This is a genomic window from Serratia sp. 2723 (assembly GCF_050434425.1).
Taxonomy (GTDB): domain Bacteria; phylum Pseudomonadota; class Gammaproteobacteria; order Enterobacterales; family Enterobacteriaceae; genus Chania.
In genome coordinates this window covers 22,768-40,173 of sequence record NZ_JBNDIN010000003.1, presented here as the reverse complement: position 1 = coordinate 40,173, position 17,406 = coordinate 22,768, and the positions used below count along the sequence as shown (strand labels likewise).

Here is a 17,406-nt window from a genome sequence, read left to right as displayed (position 1 = left end):
ATCTCTAGCCTTTGGTTACAAGTCAAAATCTGCTCCATCCAGTTCGGGTGGCTTCTCCAACGGCAGCATAAAGTGGAAACTGGCTCCGCCTTCGGCGCGGTTCTCCGCCCAGATGCGGCCGCCGTGTACTTCAATAATGGCACGACAAATCGCTAACCCCAAGCCAACGCCGGGGATCGCCGACTCTTTATTGCCACGGGAGAACTTGTCAAAAATCAGCTGCGTCTGCTCCAGCGGGATGCCAGGGCCATTATCCCACACCTCGACCTCCAGCCAGTCCTTTAGTGTGTGGGCGCGGATCCCGATGATAGCATCGGCACCGGCATATTTATTGGCATTTTCCACCAGGTTGGTGAACACCCGCTCTAACAGGCTGCCGTCACAGTTGATCAGCACCATCTCTGGCGGCAACTCCACCTTGATCTCGTGCAATACCAGCAGCGGTTCCAACATATGCAGCGAGGCACCGACGATCTCTTCCAACGATTGCCACTCTTTGCGCAGGTTAAAGCCACCGGATTGAATGCGCGCCATATCCAGCAGATTGTTCACCAAACGGGTGGTACTGAGCACCTGCTGACGGATTTGGCTGGCCTGTGGGGCGTGGCTGGAGCCTTCGGTGGCCAGATCCAGCGTCAGGATCTCCGCCTGACCAAACAGCACGGTAAGCGGAGTTCGCAGATCGTGAGAGAGGGCGGCCAGCAGCGAGTTACGTAGCTGTTCGCGTTCGGCATCCAGCTTGGCCTCTTCGGCGCTGCGGGCCAGATGCAGGCGCTCCAGCGCGCTGGCGATCAGCACTGCAAAGGTCTGTAACAGCCGCTGTTGTTCCGGCACCATCAACTGACGCAGGTTGTTCGGTTCAATCGCCAGCAGGCCAAAGGTCTGTTTGGAGGTGCTGAGCGGCAGCAGTTGGTACGGCACGCCGGGCAGGGTGTCGGTACCGGCTCCGGCGGGTAAGCCTTTGCCATAGCTCCAGCGGGCGATGGCTTCATCCACCGACAGCAAGCCACCTTCTTCCCCCACCATCTGTTGCAGGGAGCCATCCTCCTGCGGCAGCAACAGCACGGTTTTGGCCTGGAAGCTGCTGGAGATAAAATGACGGCTGGTTTTGGCAATATCTTCTCTGCTCAACGCCTGGCTGAGCCCACGGGACATCTCATACAAATGGCGCGCCCGTTGTTCGCGATAGCGTGCCACCCGGGCCTGATAACGCACCCCGGCGGTCAGATTACCAATGGTGATACCGACGATCAGCATCACGGCAAAGGTCAGCAGGTATTGCATATCGCTGACGGCGAACGACCATTCGGGCTGCACGAAGAACAGATCGAAGCTGGCGACGTTGATCACTGCGGCCAGTACCGAAGGCCAGCGGCCAAAGAACAGGGCGACAAGTGCCACGCCCAGCAGGTAAACCATCACCAGGTTGGCCGAATCAATGCCCGGCAGCAGCCATTGCGACAGCAGCGTAATGATGGCGCATAAAACGACGGCAACGGCACAGCCCCGCAGCTGGAAACGCCATTTTTCGCTAAAGGCGCGGTTATCATGTTCTTTGGCTTGCGGCAGCGGCGTATCGTTTTCCAGCGCTACAATCACCAGGTCGAGATCCGGCCCAAGCTGACCAAGGCGATCGGCAAAGCTGCCGCGTAGCTTCCAGCGCTGTTCGCCACGGCGGCCGATAATGATTTTGCCCAGGTTATGCTCCCGGGCATAGCGCAGTACCGCGCGTTCTTCTGAAGGATCGGAAAGGGTGGCGGTTTCAGCCCCTAATTCTTGTGCCAGCCGCAACGCCCGCAGGATGGCTCGCCGTTGGTTCTCCGGCAGGCGGTGCAGTTTGGGGGTTTCGACATACACGGCATGCCAGTGGCAACCGAGGCGTGCCGCCAGCCTTGCTGCGATGCGCACCAGCTTTTCGCTACCGCTGTTATGGCCGACGCACAGCAGGATGCTGTCACGGGTATGCCAAACCTTTTCACGCCCCTGATTATCGCGAAAGGCCCGCATTTGATCGTCGACACGGTCGGCGGTGCGGCGCAGTGCCAGTTCGCGCAGGGCGATCAGGTTACCTTTACGGAAAAAATGCTCGATGGCGCGTTCGGCCTGGCCGGGGATATAGACCTTGCCTTCGTTGAGCCGCTGGCGCAGATCGTCTGGGGGCAGGTCCACCAACACCACTTCGGTCGCTTCGTCAAACACGTGGTCGGGCACGGTTTCCCTGACCCGTACTCCGGTGATGCCACCGACGACATCGTTCAGGCTTTCCAGATGCTGGACGTTAACCGTGGTCAACACGTCGATACCGGCATCCAGCAGTTCTTCCACATCCTGCCAGCGTTTGGGATGGCGTGAGCCCTGGGCGTTACTGTGCGCCAGCTCATCCATCAGGATCAGGGCCGGATGGCGTGCCAAAGCGGCATCAAGGTCGAACTCCTGCACCAGCCGGCCGCGATGATGGATACGTTTTTGTGGCAGGATCGACAGCCCTTGCAGCAACGCCGCCGTTTCCTGGCGGCCATGGGTTTCCACCACACCGATCAGCACGTCTAACCCCAGCGCACGCTGCCGCTGAGCTTCCTGCAACATGGCATAGGTTTTACCTACCCCGGCACAGGCGCCGAAGAAGACCTTCAGCTTGCCGCGAGGCTTTTCATTGGCGAGCGCCAGCAGGCTGTCAGGATCGGGGCGTTGCAGTTCGTCATCCACCATCAGAGTTCCTTGTCCTTATTAACTAAATTGCTGCGCCTAATAATGTTACAGATGGGAGTCATACAGATCACCGACACGCCGTGAACCCGTCCCTGGGGGCTCGAATCGCGCATTCATGCGCTCAACGGTCGGCTAACCTGCATAACTCCCACCTGTCTCAAGCTTTTGGTGCCGCGTTATTAAACACGGTTAGTCAGCATTATTTCAACGCATCCAGCGCCATATTCAACTTCAGCACGTTGACCACCGATCCCCCCATAAAATTGGGCGTGGCGCGGTCGGTGTTTTCATCAATCAGTTTGGCAATCTGCTCTTGCGGCAACTGACGAGCGTTGGCGACACGCGCTAACTGGTACTTGGCGGCGGCCAGTGAAATCTGCGGATCCAAGCCACTGCCGGAAGCGGTCAGCAGGTCGACCGGGATCGGGCCGCTCATGGCCGGGTTAGCCTGGCGCAGCTGCGTTGCCCGCTCACCGATCGCTTTATCCAGCGCCGGATTGGTGGCCGCCAGATTACTGCCGCCGGATGCCAGCGCATTATAAGCCGAATCGCTGGTGGCAGAAGGGCGGCCCCAGAAATAACCCGGTTGGGTGAAATTCTGGCCAATCAACGCCGAGCCGACCGCTTTATCCCCTTGATAGATCAACGAACCGTTGGCTGCCCCGCTGAACAGCAACTGTGACAGCCCAGTGGTGAGTAATGGGTAGGCGATACCGGTGATCGCCGTCAGCAGGATCAGCATAACCAGAGAAGGACGGAAATAAGACATCATAAATTCCTCGTTATCTTAGCCGGCCATATTCAGCGCGGTTAACAGCAGGTCGATCAGCTTGATACCCACGAACGGTACCAGCAGGCCACCCACACCATACAGCCACAGGTTACGACGCAGCAGTGCGGCGGCGCTCATTGCCTTGTAGCTCACCCCTTTCAACGCCAGTGGGATCAGGAATACGATCACCAGAGCGTTGAAGATCACCGCCGACATAATCGCCGAGGCGGGGGAGTGCAGCTGCATCACGTTCAGCGCATTCAACTGCGGATAGGTTGCCGCGAAGGCCGCCGGAATAATGGCAAAGTACTTCGCCACATCGTTGGCGATACTGAAGGTGGTCAGGGACCCGCGCGTCATCAGCATCTGCTTGCCGATATGGACCACCTCGATCAGCTTGGTCGGGTTGGAGTCCAGATCGACCATGTTGCCCGCTTCCTTGGCCGCCTGCGTCCCCGAGTTCATGGCAACTGCCACGTCGGCCTGCGCCAGTGCAGGAGCGTCGTTGGTGCCGTCGCCGGTCATCGCAACCAGGCGTCCTTCCGCCTGATACTGACGGATCAGCGCCAGTTTGGCCTCTGGCGTGGCTTCCGACAGGAAGTCGTCCACACCGGCTTCGGCTGCGATGGCGGCGGCGGTCAGGCGGTTATCCCCGGTGATCATCACCGTCTTGATACCCATCTTGCGCAGTTCGGCAAAGCGTTCTTTAATTCCGCCTTTGACGATGTCTTTCAGCGCCACTACACCCAATACGCGTGGCCCTTCGGCTACCACCAATGGCGTACCGCCAGTACGGGCAACGCTTTCCACCAGATCGTCCACCGCACGTGGGAAGTGGCCGTTGTTGGATTCCACATGGCGGCGGATGGCGTCCACGGCTCCTTTACGGATCATCCGGTCCTGCACGTTGACGCCGCTCATGCGGGTTTGCGCAGAGAAAGGGACGAAGGTGGCGTTTAACGCCTGCAAATCGCGTTCGCGCAGATTGAAGCGCTGCTTGGCCAGCACCACGATACTGCGGCCTTCCGGCGTTTCATCGGCTAGCGAAGAGAGTTGGGCGGCATCGGCCAGCTCTTGCTCTTTGACCCCTGGTGCCGGCAGGAATTCGGACGCCTGACGGTTACCGAGGGTGATGGTGCCGGTCTTGTCCAACAGCAATACGTCAACGTCACCGGCGGCCTCAACGGCGCGCCCGCTGGTGGCGATCACGTTGGCACCCAGCATACGGCTCATCCCGGCGACGCCGATAGCGGACAGCAGCCCGCCGATGGTGGTCGGGATCAGGCAGACCAGCAAGGCCACCAACACGGTGATCGAAACGATGCTGCCGCTGCCTGCTGCTTCCACGCTGTATTGCGAGTAAGGGAACAGGGTGGCGGTCGCCAGCACGAACACGATCGTCAACGCCACCAGCAAAATGGTCAGTGCCACTTCGTTCGGGGTTTTACGGCGTTTGGCACCTTCCACCATGGCGATCATGCGGTCGAGGAAGGTCTCCCCCGGGTTGACGCTGCATTGCACCACCAGCCAGTCGGACAGAATACGCGTCCCGCCGGTCACGGAGGAGAAGTCACCGCCGGATTCACGGATCACCGGCGCTGATTCACCGGTGATGGCGCTTTCATCGACCGAGGCGCCGCCTTCCAGCACTTCGCCATCACAAGGGATGGTGTCACCGGCTTCCACCAGCACGATATCCCCTTTGCGCAGGCTCTCGGCCGACACTTTCTCGGTGGTCCCATCGTGTTTCGGCGTGGCGAGTTTCTTCGCCCAACTGGTTTTCTTGGTGCCCTTGAGGCTTTCCGCCTGAGCCTTGCTGCGTCCTTCTGCCAAGGCTTCGGCCAGGTTGGCGAACAGCACGGTAAACCATAACCACAGCGAGATGCTGCCAGTAAAGGCTGCGCTGCCATCGGCGTTACCTGACAGGATCGCCAGCCAGATGATCGAGGTCAGGATACTGCCGAGGTACACCACGAACATCACCGGATTACGCCACTGGGCACGCGGGTCCAGTTTTTTCAGCGCATCGATCAGCGCGGTACGCACCAGTGCCGGTTCAAACAGGGCACGTTGTTTGCGAGTCATCGTTTTCTTCTCTCTGTTATGACTTAGTTTGCCAACCACAGTTGTAAGTGTTCGGCTACCGGGCCTAGCGCCAGTGCTGGAACGAAGGTCAGGGCACCCACCAGCAGGATGGTGCCGACCAGCAGACCGATAAACAGTGGTCCGTAGGTAGGCAACGTGCCGTTGCCCGCCGGTTGGCGTTGTTTGACACACAGTGAACCTGCAATGGCCAGCACCGGCAGGATCACCCCGAAGCGGCCAACAAACATCGCAAAGGCCAGCAGCAGGTTGTAGAACGGCGTGTTGACACTCAGGCCGGCAAAGGCGCTACCGTTGTTGTTGGCTGCCGAAGAGACGGCGTACAGCACTTCACTGAAGCCATGCGCCCCTGGGTTGAGGATGCCAGCACGGCCGGCATCGGTAGCAATCGCCAATGCGGTGCCCAGCAGAACCAGGGTCGGTGTCACCAGGATCGCCAGCGCGGTCATCTTCATGTCATAGACATCGATCTTCTTGCCGAGATATTCCGGCGTGCGGCCAATCATCAGCCCGGCGATAAACACCGTCAGCAGCACGAACAGCAGCATGCCGTACAGGCCGGAACCGACGCCGCCGAATACCACTTCACCAATCTGCATCAGCCACATTGGCACCATGCCACCCAGCGCGGTAAAGGAGTCATGCATAGCGTTGACGGCACCGCAGGAGGCCGCAGTGGTCACCACCGAGAACATGCTGCTGGCAAGAATGCCAAAGCGAGACTCTTTACCTTCCATATTGAGGTTGCTGCTACTGCCCAGCGCGCTCAGATGCGGGTTACCAGCCAATTCGGCATTCATTACCACGATCACCGCAACGATAAAAATCAGTGCCATGGCCCAGATCAGCGCGTGGCCCTGACGGTTTTCACCGGCCACCTGACCAAAGGAGAAGCACAGGGCGCAAGGGATCAGAAAGATCGCCAGCATCTGCACAAAGTTGGTCAACACGGTCGGGTTTTCAAACGGATGTGCCGAGTTGGCTCCGAAGAAGCCCCCGCCGTTGGTACCGAGCAACTTGATCGCTTCCTGTGAGGCCACCGGCCCCATCGGCAAGGTCTGCTGTGCCCCTTCCAGGGTGTTCAGATGCAGGTAAGGAAGGAAGTTCTGTAATGTCCCCTGGCTGACGAAGAACAGCGCGATCAGCAGTGACAGCGGCAACAGCACATACAGGGTAATGCGCAGGATATCGATCCAGGCGTTACCGATGGTGGTGCTGGAACGGCGTGCAAAGGCCCGGATCAGGGCAAAGGCAACGGCGATACCGGTAGCGGCAGACAGGAAGTTCTGTACCGTCAACCCGGCCATCTGGCTGAGATAGCTGAGGGTATTTTCCCCGCTGTAGGCCTGCCAGTTGGTATTGGTGACGAAGCTGACGGCGGTATTGAACGCCAGATCCCAGGATAAGCCGGCGAACCCCTGCGGGTTGAGCGGCAAAGAACCCTGTGCCATCAGCAGTGCAAACAGCAGCACGATACCAAGGATATTGAACCACAGGATCGCCAGCGCATACTGCCACCAGTTCATCTCGGCGGTGTCATTACCGCAGCAACGCCAGACGGCTGCTTCCACATGGCGCAGCACCGGTAGCGGCTCTCCCTCGATCAGGCGAGCTATAAAGCTGCCCAGGGGACGAGCCAGCACCAGAAGCACCAGCATAAAGCTGGCGATCAACAAGAAGGCTGAAGCTGCCATCAGAAGTCCTCCGCATTAAACAGGGCATAAACCAGATAGCCCAACAGCAGCAGGACCAACAGCGCACCACCAATAACGCTGAAACTCACGGGACACCTCCAGAGGTGTTGTTTTTGATAGCCTGAGTGTAGGGAGGGCAGTAGAAAGAAGATGAAAAAATAGCGGGGCCGAGTGTAAAAAAAGTATAAAAATGACTGAAATATAGACAGAAAACGTAAGGCTTGTCAGTTAAGGCTATCAGTTGTCCCTCACCCCAGCTCTCTCCCGATGTATCGCCCAGGGAGCTAATGAATACAGCTATGGGGAGAGGGAGCGAGTCCTGAGCCGCTGTCAGGTGTGTCGAACCTTCGCTCCTGGGGGTTAGAGTGAGAGGCGATGCACGTATTTCCTCGCTTAACGCTGGCAATAGCCATGACGTAACCAATGTTAAGTTGATTATTAACCTATCTGTAACAAAATTACGTTATGCTGGCCTTTCTGAGTTATTTTTGTCCATTTTAGTGGTCGGATGAGTTGTAAAATTACAACATATGCGGTAATATTTTGCTCAGTTTCCAATTGGCCATCATTTATCGTTTCGCACTGCGTCGGGTCCTGACAACCTGGCGCGGATGTTTTTAAGGAGGTTCGTATGTCTAACTACCAAGCCTATCCGTTGCATCGGGTCCTCCTGCGCCGTAGCGCAGTGATTCTGGTTGGTATTCTTGCCTTGCCGGTAATGTTGTTCCGTGCCGATCGCGCACGTTTTTACAGCTATTTACACCGCGTGTGGTCAAAAACCAGCAATAAACCGGTCTGGCTGCAACAGGCAGAAACGGCATCCTGCGATTTTTACTGATCCAGGCTTGTCGCAATACGACGAACCCTCGCCCCTATGGCGGGGGTTTTTGCGTTATAAGCCGCAGTAACGCACCAGTTACTCTACACTTTTAACATCATCCAACTAGTGTGAGACAAGATATGAGTGACAAGATCCCTGTCGGGATCAGCGCCTGCCTGTTGGGCAGCGCGGTGCGTTTCGATGGTGGCCATAAACGCTATGAATTTGCCGTGGAACAATTGGCGCCCTATGTCGAGTTTGAGCCGATTTGTCCCGAGATGGCGATTGGCTTGCCAACGCCACGGCCTGCGCTGCGTTTGGTTAAAAGTCAACAGCAGACGCGGCTGCTCCGCAGCAATGACCCCAATGTAGATCTCACCGAACGGATGCAACAGTTCTCCGAGCTGCGGGTTAACCAGTTGCAACATTTATGCGGCTACATAGTCTGCGCAAAATCGCCTACTTGCGGTATGGAGCGGGTCAAGCTCTGGGATGAAAACGGCCAGGGGGCGCATAAAAGTGGCGTCGGGTTGTTTACCGCCGAGCTGCTCCAGCAAATGCCGTGGTTGCCGATTGAAGAAGATGGCCGCCTGACCGATCCCGTGCTGCGAGAAAACTTTGTCGAACGGGTGTTCGCCCTTTATGAGCTGAATATGCTGTGGCACCAGGGGTTAACTCGTGGCGGGCTGATCGCTTTTCACAGCCGTTATAAACTTTCGCTGTTGGCGCATTCGCAGCCGGAGTACCGGGAACTGGGTCGTTTCGTCGCAGATATCGAACGCTGGGAATCGCTTGATGCCTTTGCGGTGGAATATCGCCAGCGCCTGATGAGGCTGTTGCAACACAAGGCGACCCGCCGCAATCACACCAACGTCTTGATGCATGTACAGGGTTACTTCCGCCGCCAGCTCAGTAGCACTCAGCGCCAGGAACTGGCCCGGTTGATCGACCACTATCGCCAGGGGATGCAACCGCTGCTGGCACCCATTACGCTGTTAAAACATTACATGGCCGAATATCCTGATAGCTATCTGGCACAACAGCGCTATTTTGAGCCATACCCGGAGGCGCTGCGCCTGCGCTACGGCCATTAACCCGCAAGGAGTGTTATGACCACGCATCTGGTCTGGTTGCGTAACGATCTGCGCATTACGGACAATAAAGCCCTCTCCGCCGCCTGTAGCGATCCGCAAGCCAAGGTGATGGCGGTATTTATCGCTACACCCGCGCAATGGCGGCAGCACAATATGGCACCACGCCAGGCGGCGTTTATTCACGCTAATCTGCTACAGGTACAAGCGGCGCTGGCGGCTCGGGGCATTGAACTTATTTGCCATCAGGGCGACGATTTTGCCGGTTCGGTTAACTGGCTGGTGGAGTTCTGCCAGCGCCAGCAGGTCTCGGCCCTGTTTTACAACCGCCAGTATGAAATCAATGAGCGTCAACGTGACGCCCGTCTTGAGAAGGCGTTGGCTGGGCAGGTGAGGTGTCACAGCTTTGATGATAGCCTGCTGTTGCCCCCCGGCAGCGTGCAAACCGGCAACGGCGAGATGTACAAGGTGTATACGCCCTTTCGCAAAGCCTTTCTCCAGCGGTTGGCCGAGTCCGATGTGAACTCTCTGCCAGCCCCACGCTCGCGTGGAGAAGCCGTTGCTTTTACCGCAGCGGCGGCATTCGATTATCCTTTGGTAGCGGTGGGAGAGGGCTATCCCTCAGGCGAAGAGGCTGCATTGCACAGGCTGCGTGCTTTCTGCCGCGAGCAGGTGCAGGATTATGCTACACAGCGCGATTTGCCCGCCATTGCCGGCACCAGCAATCTGTCACCCTATCTGGCTATCGGCGCGATCTCTCCCCGCCAGTGCGTCAACCGTCTGCGTGTGGAGTGCCCCGATGTGTTGGAAAATCCGCAAAGTGGCGCTTTCTGTTGGCTTAATGAGCTGATCTGGCGTGAATTTTATCGTCACCTGATGGTGGCGTATCCTGCGTTATGCAAGCACCGTCCCTTTATCGCCTGGACGGATAAGGTATGCTGGCAACGCAACGACGCGGCTTTACTGGCTTGGCAACAGGGCAATACCGGTTACCCGATTGTCGATGCTGCCATGCGTCAGCTCAATCAAACCGGCTGGATGCATAATCGCCTGCGGATGATCGCCGCCAGCTTCCTGGTCAAGGATCTGCTGATCGACTGGCGTGCCGGTGAACACTATTTCATGTCCCAATTGCTGGATGGCGATCTGGCTGCCAACAACGGTGGCTGGCAGTGGGCCGCCTCTACCGGCACCGATGCCGCACCCTATTTCCGCATCTTTAACCCGACCACTCAGGGCGAACGTTTTGATCCAAAAGGCACTTTTATCCGTAAATGGTTGCCTGAACTGGCGGGTGTACCGGACAATGAGCTCCATCAACCCCATCGCTGGGCGGAAAAGCAGCAGCAGGTTCTGAACTATCCGCCGCCGATAGTCCAACACCAGCAGGCTCGGCTGGAGACGTTGGCGGCTTTTGAAGCGGCCAAGCGAGGGGGACTTTAAAGTAACAGCAAGGAGCTTCCTGATGATGAAGAAACTACTGGCCCTGTGCCTGGGCGGCTATTCCGCATTGGCCGTGGCCGGTTTTGACGTAGTGGCGCTGGGCGTCGACGGTGGCGTCAGCGACGGTAATCTGACTTCTTATCTGATCCGCAGTGATAGCCAGACGCAGTACCTGGCACTGGATGCCGGGACGCTGCTGCCGGGGATTGCCAAAGGGCTGGAAAAAGGCAGTTTTCCACAGGTCACGCCCGAGCTGGCCGCTCCCTACACCCCTCAGGGCTATATTTTCCGTCAGCTGATTGGCGGTTACTTCATTAGCCACGGCCATCTGGATCACGTTGCTGGGCTGATCCTGGGTTCACCGGAAGACAGCAAGAAAACCATTTATGCGCAGGCCGATACCGTGTTGACGCTGCGCAATCATTATTTTAACTGGAAAGCCTGGCCCAACTTTACCGATGCCGGTAATGGCTCGCGGCTGGGCACTTACCGTTTGCAAACGGTACGCCCGTTGCAGCGTGTTACCCTGGGCCTGACCGGTTTGAGTGGGGTGATGTACCCACTTAGCCACGATCGCTATCACTCCTCGATGTTACTGGTGGCCGACCGCGAAGGATCATTTGCCTATTTTGGCGATACCGGGCCGGACGCGCTGGAGCAGTCACGCAATCTGGATAGCGCCTGGCAGGCGCTGGGGCCGCTGATTGAGCAGAAGAAGCTGAAGGGCATGATTATCGAAACCTCTTACCCGAACGAGGTGGATGACAAGCATCTGTATGGTCATCTGACCCCGGCCTGGCTATTGAAGGAGCTGAAAAACCTCCAGCAGTACAGCGGCGGAGAGGGATCGTTAAAAGATCTGCCGGTGATCATCAGCCACATTAAGCCCAGCCTGAAACAGGGGGAGGATGTGCGTGCTACCATCAAGCAACAGCTGGATCGGGGTAACGATCTGGGGGTGAAATTTATCCTGATGGAACAGGGCGATCGGCAACAATTTTGAATAAGAGTGAGATGATTATGCGTAACCTCGATCTGGAACATCTGATCAACAGCGAACTCAACTGTGCGGCCTTTCAGGACTATGCGCCAAATGGCCTACAGGTGGAAGGGCGGGAGCATGTGAAGCGCATCGTGACGGGAGTGACGGCCTGCCAGGCATTGTTGGATGCGGCGGTGGAACATCAGGCGGATGCCATAGTGGTGCATCATGGTTACTTCTGGAAAAACGAAGCACCCGCGGTGCGTGGCATGAAGCGTAACCGGCTGAAAACCCTGCTGAGCAACGATATCAACCTGTATGGCTATCACTTGCCGCTGGATGCACACCCGCAACTGGGTAATAACGCGCAACTGGCGCAGGCATTGGGTATCCGCGTGATCGGCGAGATCGAGCCTTTAGTGCCGCACGGAGAATTTGAGCAACCGCTCGGCGCGGCTGAACTGCAACAGCGTATCGAAAGTCGTTTTGGCCGAGCGGTGTTGCACTGTGGCGATAATGCTCCGCAGTCAATCCGTCGGGTGGCCTGGTGTACCGGTGGCGGCCAGGGGTTTATCGACAGCGCGGCGCGATTTGGCGTTGATGCGTTTATCAGCGGCGAAGTTTCTGAGCAAACCATTCATACGGCGCGGGAGATGGGGGTGCACTTTTTTGCCGCCGGTCATCACGCGACGGAACGCGGTGGGATCAAGGCGTTGGGCGAGTGGTTAGCGCAACATCACGGTTTTGATGTCACCTTTATCGATATCCCCAATCCAGCCTGATTTGCCTATGGGTTCGGTAAAACGAACCCTTTAGCGCAGCTAATCCCTTATTTTCCCGAAGGTTGTTCTCTTGACAGCCGACGCTGCGTCCCGCATAACTGATACGTTTTACAAATAATAAAATACCCTGTGAACTTCAAGTTGCTACCCGGTGACCCGCTCATTCGTTCGTGAGCGGTCAGTCATGCTGCGGCTTGAAACACGACGAGTATAAGGAGATAGGGGTGCAACGAGCACAATATTACCTGCTAGGGGAACGCGCTGTAGTGCTTGAATTGGCACCCCCGGTGACGCTGCAAAGTCAGCAGCGCATCTGGGCATTGGCAGAAAAGTTAAATCACCACACTGACGTGCGGGAAGTGGTGCCGGGAATGAATAACCTGACGCTGTTGCTGTATACGCCGCAGGCCGATGCCGAGGCGATGCTGGAACTGCTGCGTCAAGGATGGGAAGGCAACGAAAGTCTGGTGCCAGAGTCCCGTGATGTCGATATCCCGGTGATCTATGGGGGTGAATATGGCCCAGACCTGGATGAGGTGGCGCGCCATACCGGCATGACGCCGCAACAGGTGGTGGAATGCCATTCGTCGACCGCATATGTGGTTTATTTCCTGGGCTTCCAACCCGGTTTTACCTATCTGGGGGGGATGCCTGAGCGTCTTGCTACTCCGCGCCGTGCGGAACCGCGCCTGTCTGTTGCTGCGGGTTCAGTGGGGATCGGTGGCGGCCAGACGGGGATCTATCCGCTGGTCACGCCGGGCGGTTGGCAACTGATTGGCCGCACGCCGTTGGCACTGTTTAATCCTAATGAAATGCCGCCGACGCTGCTGCGCCCGGGCGATAACGTGCGCTTTGTGCCACAAAAGGGGGGCGTATGCTGAAGATCTTGCGAGCCGGTATTTACACCACCGTCCAGGACCTGGGGCGTAACGGTTTCCGGCGTTTGGGCATCAGCCAGGGCGGTGCTCTGGATACCCCCGCGCTGAAAATAGCCAACCTGCTGGTGGGCAACGAGCCGGAAGCGGCCGGGTTGGAGATCACGCTGGGGCAATTCAGTGCCGAATTTACCCATAATGGCTGGATTGCGCTGACTGGTGCGGGCTGCGATGCTCAGTTGGACGGCAAGTCTTTGTGGACGGGCTGGCGCTATCCGGTAAAAAAAGGTCAGCAACTGACGCTGAAGATGCCTAAACGCGGGATGCGCAGTTATCTGGCGGTGTCTGGTGGCATCAATGTGCCGGAAATGCTGGGTTCACGCAGTACCGATCTGAAAGCGGGCTTCGGTGGTTTGGAAGGCAGGCAGTTGAAAGAAGGCGACCTGCTGCCAGCGGGTAAGCCGCAGGCGTTGCCGACCACGGTCATCGGCGTGAAACAGCCGCTGTTCAGCAACCGGATCAGGGTGTTGACCGGGCCGGAATATGACGAGTTCAGCCAACAGGCCCGGGACGACTTCTGGCGTACCGCCTGGCAGCTCAGCCCGCAGAGTAACCGCATGGGGTATCGCCTGCATAGCGGTAGTGTCCTGACGCGCACCACCGAACGGGAAATGCCCTCCCATGGCCTGATACCGGGTGTCATCCAAGTCCCACATAACGGTCAGCCGATCGTCTTGATGGCCGATGCTCAGACGACCGGGGGATACCCGAGGATTGCCTGCGTGATCGAGGCCGATCTCTTCCACCTGGCGCAGATCCGTCTGGGGGAGGCGTTGCACTTTATCCCTTGCACCTTGGCAGAGGCACAGCGCGCCAAGGCTGAGCAGGATCACTTTATTCAACAGATTGCCTGGGGGGTTAAATGATCGTCGATTTGAATGCCGATCTCGGTGAAGGCTGTGCGAATGACGAAGCGCTGTTGCAGTTGGTCAGCTCGGCCAACATAGCCTGCGGCTTCCATGCTGGGGATGCCCAGACCATGCGTCAATCGGTGCGCTGGGCGTTGCAATATGGTGTGGCGATTGGTGCTCATCCCAGTTTCCCGGATCGGGAAAACTTCGGCCGCACCCGGATGCAGTTACCGGTAGAGACGGTATATGCCCAAATGCTGTATCAGCTGGGTGCGCTGGCCGCCATTACCCGTGCTGAAGGCGGCGTGATGGTCCATGTGAAACCGCACGGCATGCTCTACAACCAGGCGGCGGTGGAGCCTGAACTGGCCGAAGCCATTGCCCGCGCGGTGTTGGCGGTAGACCCTTCGTTGCGTCTGGTGGGCTTGGCTGGCAGTGAACTGATCCGTGCAGGTGAAAAACTGGGGTTGGCGACACGGCAGGAAGTGTTTGCCGATCGCGGCTATCAGGCTGATGGAACATTGGTGCCGCGTGGGCAACCAGGGGCACTGATCGCCAGTGATGAACTGGCATTGCAACAGACGCTGGAAATGGTTCGCCACCAGCGTGTACGTACCCTTGAGGGGGGCTGGGCCTCCGTCAAGGCTGAAACCGTTTGCCTGCATGGCGACGGCGAACATGCGCTGGCCTATGCCAGGAAGCTGAGAGAGAGCTTTGCTCAGCAGCAGATTGGTGTCAGTGCCGCATAAAAAAATAATTATTACAGCAAACACAACATTGCCCGCAAGACTGAGGGTGACAAGAGGGAAGTTGATATGGAACAAGCAGTAAACCTCTGGCCACTGATCGGCATCGCTGCCATCGTGGTTGGATTTGTACTACGTTTTAACCCGGTGCTGGTGGTGATCGCTGCCGGTATTATTACCGGGCTGGCGGCGCTGATGCCGCTGGATGTCATTTTGGAAAAGCTCGGCGAGGGCTTTCTCAATACCCGTAACCTGCCGCTGATCCTGCTATTACCGCTGGCGGTTATCGGCCTGTTAGAGCGCCACGGCTTGAAAGAGCGTGCGCAGGCGTGGATTGCCAAAATCAAAAGCGCCACCGCCGGGCGCTTGCTGATCGTCTATCTGTTTGTGCGTGAAGTGACCGCCGCCATGGGCTTGACCAGCCTGGGGGGACACCCGCAGATGGTGCGTCCGTTGTTGGCACCGATGGCGGAAGGGGCCACAGAAAGCCGTTATGGTGAACTGCCGGAACGCGTGCGTCATCGTCTGCGGGCAATGTCCGCGGCAACCGACAACGTCGGCCTGTTCTTTGGTGAAGATATTTTCGTCGCCTTCGGTGCGATCATTTTCATGCATAACTTTATGCTGGAATCCGGCGGCATCCAGACCGAACCGTTGCATATCGCGCTGTGGGGGATCCCAACGGCGATCTTTGCCTTCCTGATCCACTCTTTCCGTTTGTACCGCATGGACAAACAACTCACTGCCGAACTAAGCAAACTTAACCAGGCGGCGATGCAGGCGAAAGGAGCAGGCCAATGAATTTCCAACAACAATATCTCTACTGGCTGGCGGGTGCAGTATTACTGATCGTCGCCGTGATGTCGTTCCGCGATAAGGCCAACCCACGCCGCGTCACTACCGGCCTGTTCTGGGCATTGTACGGGTTGATCTTCCTGGTAGGCGACTGGACTTACGGGCTATTTGGCAGCGGGGCGGAAGCCAGGCGTCAATTACATATCGTGGTGGGCGTGTTGGTAGTGGTAATGGCCCTGATCGCCGGTTTCGGCGGTGTGCGTCTTGGCAGCTATCATCAGCGTAGCCAGCAAGAACGTGAAACCAGCGCCAAACGCCTGGGTAACCGGCTGTTTATCCCGGCGCTGGCGATCCCGGTCGTCACGGTGATCGGCGTGCTGCTGTTCAATAACATCCCGGCCTTGCAACAGGCGGTGTTTGGCAGCGGTAACCACGCCACCTTGATTACGCTGTTCTCCATGACCGTCGGCTGTTTGCTCGGGTTGGTTATTGCGGTGAAGATGACCCATGAGAAAGCGTTGCAGCCGGTGCAGGAAGCTCGCCGCCTGCTGGACTCCATTGGTTGGGCCTTTATCCTGCCACAGATCCTGGCTACCCTTGGCCTGCTGTTCACCGTTGCGGGCGTCGGGACTGCGATCTCCCATCTGACACAGGAATATCTGGCGGTAGATAACCGCTTTATCGCCGTAGCGGTGTATGCCATCGGCATGGCGGTGTTGACCATGATTATGGGCAACGCGTTTGCGGCTTTTCCGATCGTCACTGCGGGCATCGGTATTCCGATCCTGGTACTGCAACACGGCGGTAACCCGGCGGTGATGGCGGCTATCGGCATGTTCTCCGGCTATTGCGGCACGCTGATGACGCCAATGGCTGCTAACTTTAATATTGTACCGGCGGCGTTACTGGATCTGCCGGACAAGAATGCGGTCATCAAGGCGCAGATACCGACCGGGGTCACGTTGCTGCTGGTTAACGTATTCCTGCTTTATTTCCTGATGTTCCTCTAGGAGAACGCATGCAGAAAGTATTGATTACCGGTTTTGAGCCGTTTGGCGGCGAGCGTGTCAACCCTTCCTGGGAGGTGGTGAAGCAGCTTAACGATCTGGAGCTTGGTGGGGCGCACATTATTGCGCGCCAGCTACCTTGCGTCTTCGGTGAAGCGTTGACGGTGTTGAACGCGGCCATTGACGAAGTCCAACCGGTGATGGTGCTGGCGATTGGCCAGGCGGGTGGGCGCACCGACATCACGCTGGAGCGAGTCGCTATTAACGTCGATGATGCGCGCATTCCCGATAATCAGGGACAGCAGCCGATCGACCAGGCCATTGTGGCAGATGGCCCGGCGGCCTATTTCAGCACCTTGCCGATCAAGGCGGTGGTTAATGCGATGCGTGAGGCCGGTATTCCGGCCTCGGTGTCACAAACCGCCGGGACCTATGTCTGTAACCATGTGATGTACGGTCTGTTGCACCGCTTAAGCGGGCAGCAGACGGTGAAGGGCGGCTTTATCCATATCCCTTACCTGCCTGAGCAGGCGGCACAGCATCCTGGTGCGCCGAGTATGGCAGCACAGACGGTGCTGTTTGCTTTGGAAATGGCGATTTCGATCGCCTTGCAGGTGGAGCATGACTTGAAAATGGTGGGTGGCGCCACACACTGAGGTCATTTATGCTACCTCCA

16 protein-coding genes are annotated in these 17,406 nt (G+C 57.5%); 11 read left to right on the top strand and 5 right to left on the bottom strand.

Features of this window, described 5'->3' with window-relative positions:
• Positions 1-15: 15 nt before the first annotated feature.
• The 5 genes from kdpD to ABIE29_RS05050 all read right to left on the bottom strand — a co-directional run bounded on the left by kdpD (position 16) and on the right by ABIE29_RS05050 (position 7,367).
• A complete protein-coding gene (gene kdpD, locus ABIE29_RS05070) occupies positions 16-2,709 on the bottom strand; it encodes a two-component system sensor histidine kinase KdpD (protein WP_429617110.1) in 2,694 nt (897 codons plus the stop codon).
• Positions 2,710-2,908: 199 nt separating this feature from the next.
• Entirely contained in the window at positions 2,909-3,478 is a 570-nt protein-coding gene (kdpC, locus tag ABIE29_RS05065) for a potassium-transporting ATPase subunit KdpC (RefSeq protein ID WP_429617540.1), read from the bottom strand.
• Positions 3,479-3,496: 18 nt separating this feature from the next.
• The gene (gene kdpB / locus ABIE29_RS05060) at positions 3,497-5,566 is read right to left on the bottom strand and encodes a potassium-transporting ATPase subunit KdpB (RefSeq protein ID WP_429617109.1); all 2,070 of its coding nucleotides are present in this window, start codon (positions 5,564-5,566) and stop codon (positions 3,497-3,499) included.
• Positions 5,567-5,589: 23 nt separating this feature from the next.
• Positions 5,590-7,278 carry a potassium-transporting ATPase subunit KdpA gene (gene kdpA, locus ABIE29_RS05055; protein WP_429617108.1) on the bottom strand — a complete coding sequence of 563 codons (1,689 nt, stop codon included), beginning with the start codon at positions 7,276-7,278 and terminating at the stop codon, positions 5,590-5,592.
• Entirely contained in the window at positions 7,278-7,367 is a 90-nt protein-coding gene (locus tag ABIE29_RS05050) for a K(+)-transporting ATPase subunit F (protein WP_037375124.1), read from the bottom strand. Before ABIE29_RS05050 ends, kdpA begins: the two co-directional genes overlap by 1 nt.
• A gap of 542 nt (positions 7,368-7,909) precedes the next feature.
• On the opposite strand from ABIE29_RS05050, the gene ABIE29_RS05045 reads away from it, so the two are divergent.
• The 11 genes from ABIE29_RS05045 (at position 7,910) to pcp (ending at position 17,386) form a co-directional block, all read left to right on the top strand.
• A complete protein-coding gene (locus ABIE29_RS05045; protein WP_429617107.1) occupies positions 7,910-8,116 on the top strand; it encodes a YbfA family protein in 207 nt (68 codons plus the stop codon).
• A 122-nt stretch (positions 8,117-8,238) separates the two neighbouring features.
• Positions 8,239-9,192, top strand: a complete 954-nt coding sequence (locus tag ABIE29_RS05040) for a YbgA family protein (protein WP_429617106.1) — start codon at positions 8,239-8,241, stop codon at positions 9,190-9,192.
• Between the two features lie 15 nt (positions 9,193-9,207).
• A complete protein-coding gene (gene phrB, locus ABIE29_RS05035) occupies positions 9,208-10,632 on the top strand; it encodes a deoxyribodipyrimidine photo-lyase (protein ID WP_429617105.1) in 1,425 nt (474 codons plus the stop codon).
• 22 nt (positions 10,633-10,654) lie between these two features.
• Positions 10,655-11,635 carry an MBL fold metallo-hydrolase gene (locus tag ABIE29_RS05030; protein WP_429617104.1) on the top strand — a complete coding sequence of 327 codons (981 nt, stop codon included), beginning with the start codon at positions 10,655-10,657 and terminating at the stop codon, positions 11,633-11,635.
• Between the two features lie 17 nt (positions 11,636-11,652).
• Complete coding sequence (locus tag ABIE29_RS05025) at positions 11,653-12,396, top strand: type 2 GTP cyclohydrolase I (protein WP_429617538.1); 744 nt, start codon at positions 11,653-11,655, stop codon at positions 12,394-12,396.
• Positions 12,397-12,620: 224 nt separating this feature from the next.
• Entirely contained in the window at positions 12,621-13,277 is a 657-nt protein-coding gene (gene pxpB / locus ABIE29_RS05020) for a 5-oxoprolinase subunit PxpB (RefSeq protein ID WP_024483155.1), read from the top strand.
• A complete protein-coding gene (gene pxpC, locus ABIE29_RS05015; RefSeq protein ID WP_429617103.1) occupies positions 13,271-14,197 on the top strand; it encodes a 5-oxoprolinase subunit PxpC in 927 nt (308 codons plus the stop codon). The genes pxpB and pxpC overlap by 7 nt, the downstream gene beginning before the upstream one ends.
• Positions 14,194-14,931, top strand: coding sequence for a 5-oxoprolinase subunit PxpA (gene pxpA / locus ABIE29_RS05010; protein WP_429617102.1), 738 nt, complete (start codon positions 14,194-14,196; stop codon positions 14,929-14,931). The genes pxpC and pxpA overlap by 4 nt, the downstream gene beginning before the upstream one ends.
• A 66-nt stretch (positions 14,932-14,997) precedes the next feature.
• On the top strand, positions 14,998-15,729 hold the full coding sequence (locus tag ABIE29_RS05005; protein WP_429617101.1) for a DUF969 domain-containing protein: 732 nt from the start codon (positions 14,998-15,000) through the stop codon (positions 15,727-15,729).
• Complete coding sequence (locus ABIE29_RS05000; protein ID WP_429617100.1) at positions 15,726-16,733, top strand: DUF979 domain-containing protein; 1,008 nt, start codon at positions 15,726-15,728, stop codon at positions 16,731-16,733. The genes ABIE29_RS05005 and ABIE29_RS05000 overlap by 4 nt, the downstream gene beginning before the upstream one ends.
• Before the next feature lie 8 nt (positions 16,734-16,741).
• Positions 16,742-17,386: a pyroglutamyl-peptidase I gene (gene pcp, locus ABIE29_RS04995; protein WP_429617099.1), complete on the top strand. Its 645-nt coding sequence runs from the start codon at positions 16,742-16,744 to the stop codon at positions 17,384-17,386.
• Positions 17,387-17,406: the final 20 nt, after the last annotated feature.

Bases quoted from the DNA above. Each gene is read 5' to 3' on its own strand.
- kdpB (WP_429617109.1), bottom strand. From the start codon at position 5,566: ATGACTCGCAAACAACGTGCCCTGTTTGAACCGGCACTGGTGCGTACC.
- pcp (WP_429617099.1), top strand. From the start codon at position 16,742: ATGCAGAAAGTATTGATTACCGGTTTTGAGCCGTTTGGCGGCGAGCGT.
- pxpA (WP_429617102.1), top strand. From the start codon at position 14,194: ATGATCGTCGATTTGAATGCCGATCTCGGTGAAGGCTGTGCGAATGAC.
- kdpA (WP_429617108.1), bottom strand. From the start codon at position 7,278: ATGGCAGCTTCAGCCTTCTTGTTGATCGCCAGCTTTATGCTGGTGCTT.
- ABIE29_RS05000 (WP_429617100.1), top strand. From the start codon at position 15,726: ATGAATTTCCAACAACAATATCTCTACTGGCTGGCGGGTGCAGTATTA.
- kdpC (WP_429617540.1), bottom strand. From the start codon at position 3,478: ATGTCTTATTTCCGTCCTTCTCTGGTTATGCTGATCCTGCTGACGGCG.
- ABIE29_RS05045 (WP_429617107.1), top strand. From the start codon at position 7,910: ATGTCTAACTACCAAGCCTATCCGTTGCATCGGGTCCTCCTGCGCCGT.
- pxpC (WP_429617103.1), top strand. From the start codon at position 13,271: ATGCTGAAGATCTTGCGAGCCGGTATTTACACCACCGTCCAGGACCTG.
- kdpD (WP_429617110.1), bottom strand. From the start codon at position 2,709: ATGGTGGATGACGAACTGCAACGCCCCGATCCTGACAGCCTGCTGGCG.
- ABIE29_RS05040 (WP_429617106.1), top strand. From the start codon at position 8,239: ATGAGTGACAAGATCCCTGTCGGGATCAGCGCCTGCCTGTTGGGCAGC.
- ABIE29_RS05005 (WP_429617101.1), top strand. From the start codon at position 14,998: ATGGAACAAGCAGTAAACCTCTGGCCACTGATCGGCATCGCTGCCATC.
- ABIE29_RS05025 (WP_429617538.1), top strand. From the start codon at position 11,653: ATGCGTAACCTCGATCTGGAACATCTGATCAACAGCGAACTCAACTGT.
- phrB (WP_429617105.1), top strand. From the start codon at position 9,208: ATGACCACGCATCTGGTCTGGTTGCGTAACGATCTGCGCATTACGGAC.
- ABIE29_RS05030 (WP_429617104.1), top strand. From the start codon at position 10,655: ATGATGAAGAAACTACTGGCCCTGTGCCTGGGCGGCTATTCCGCATTG.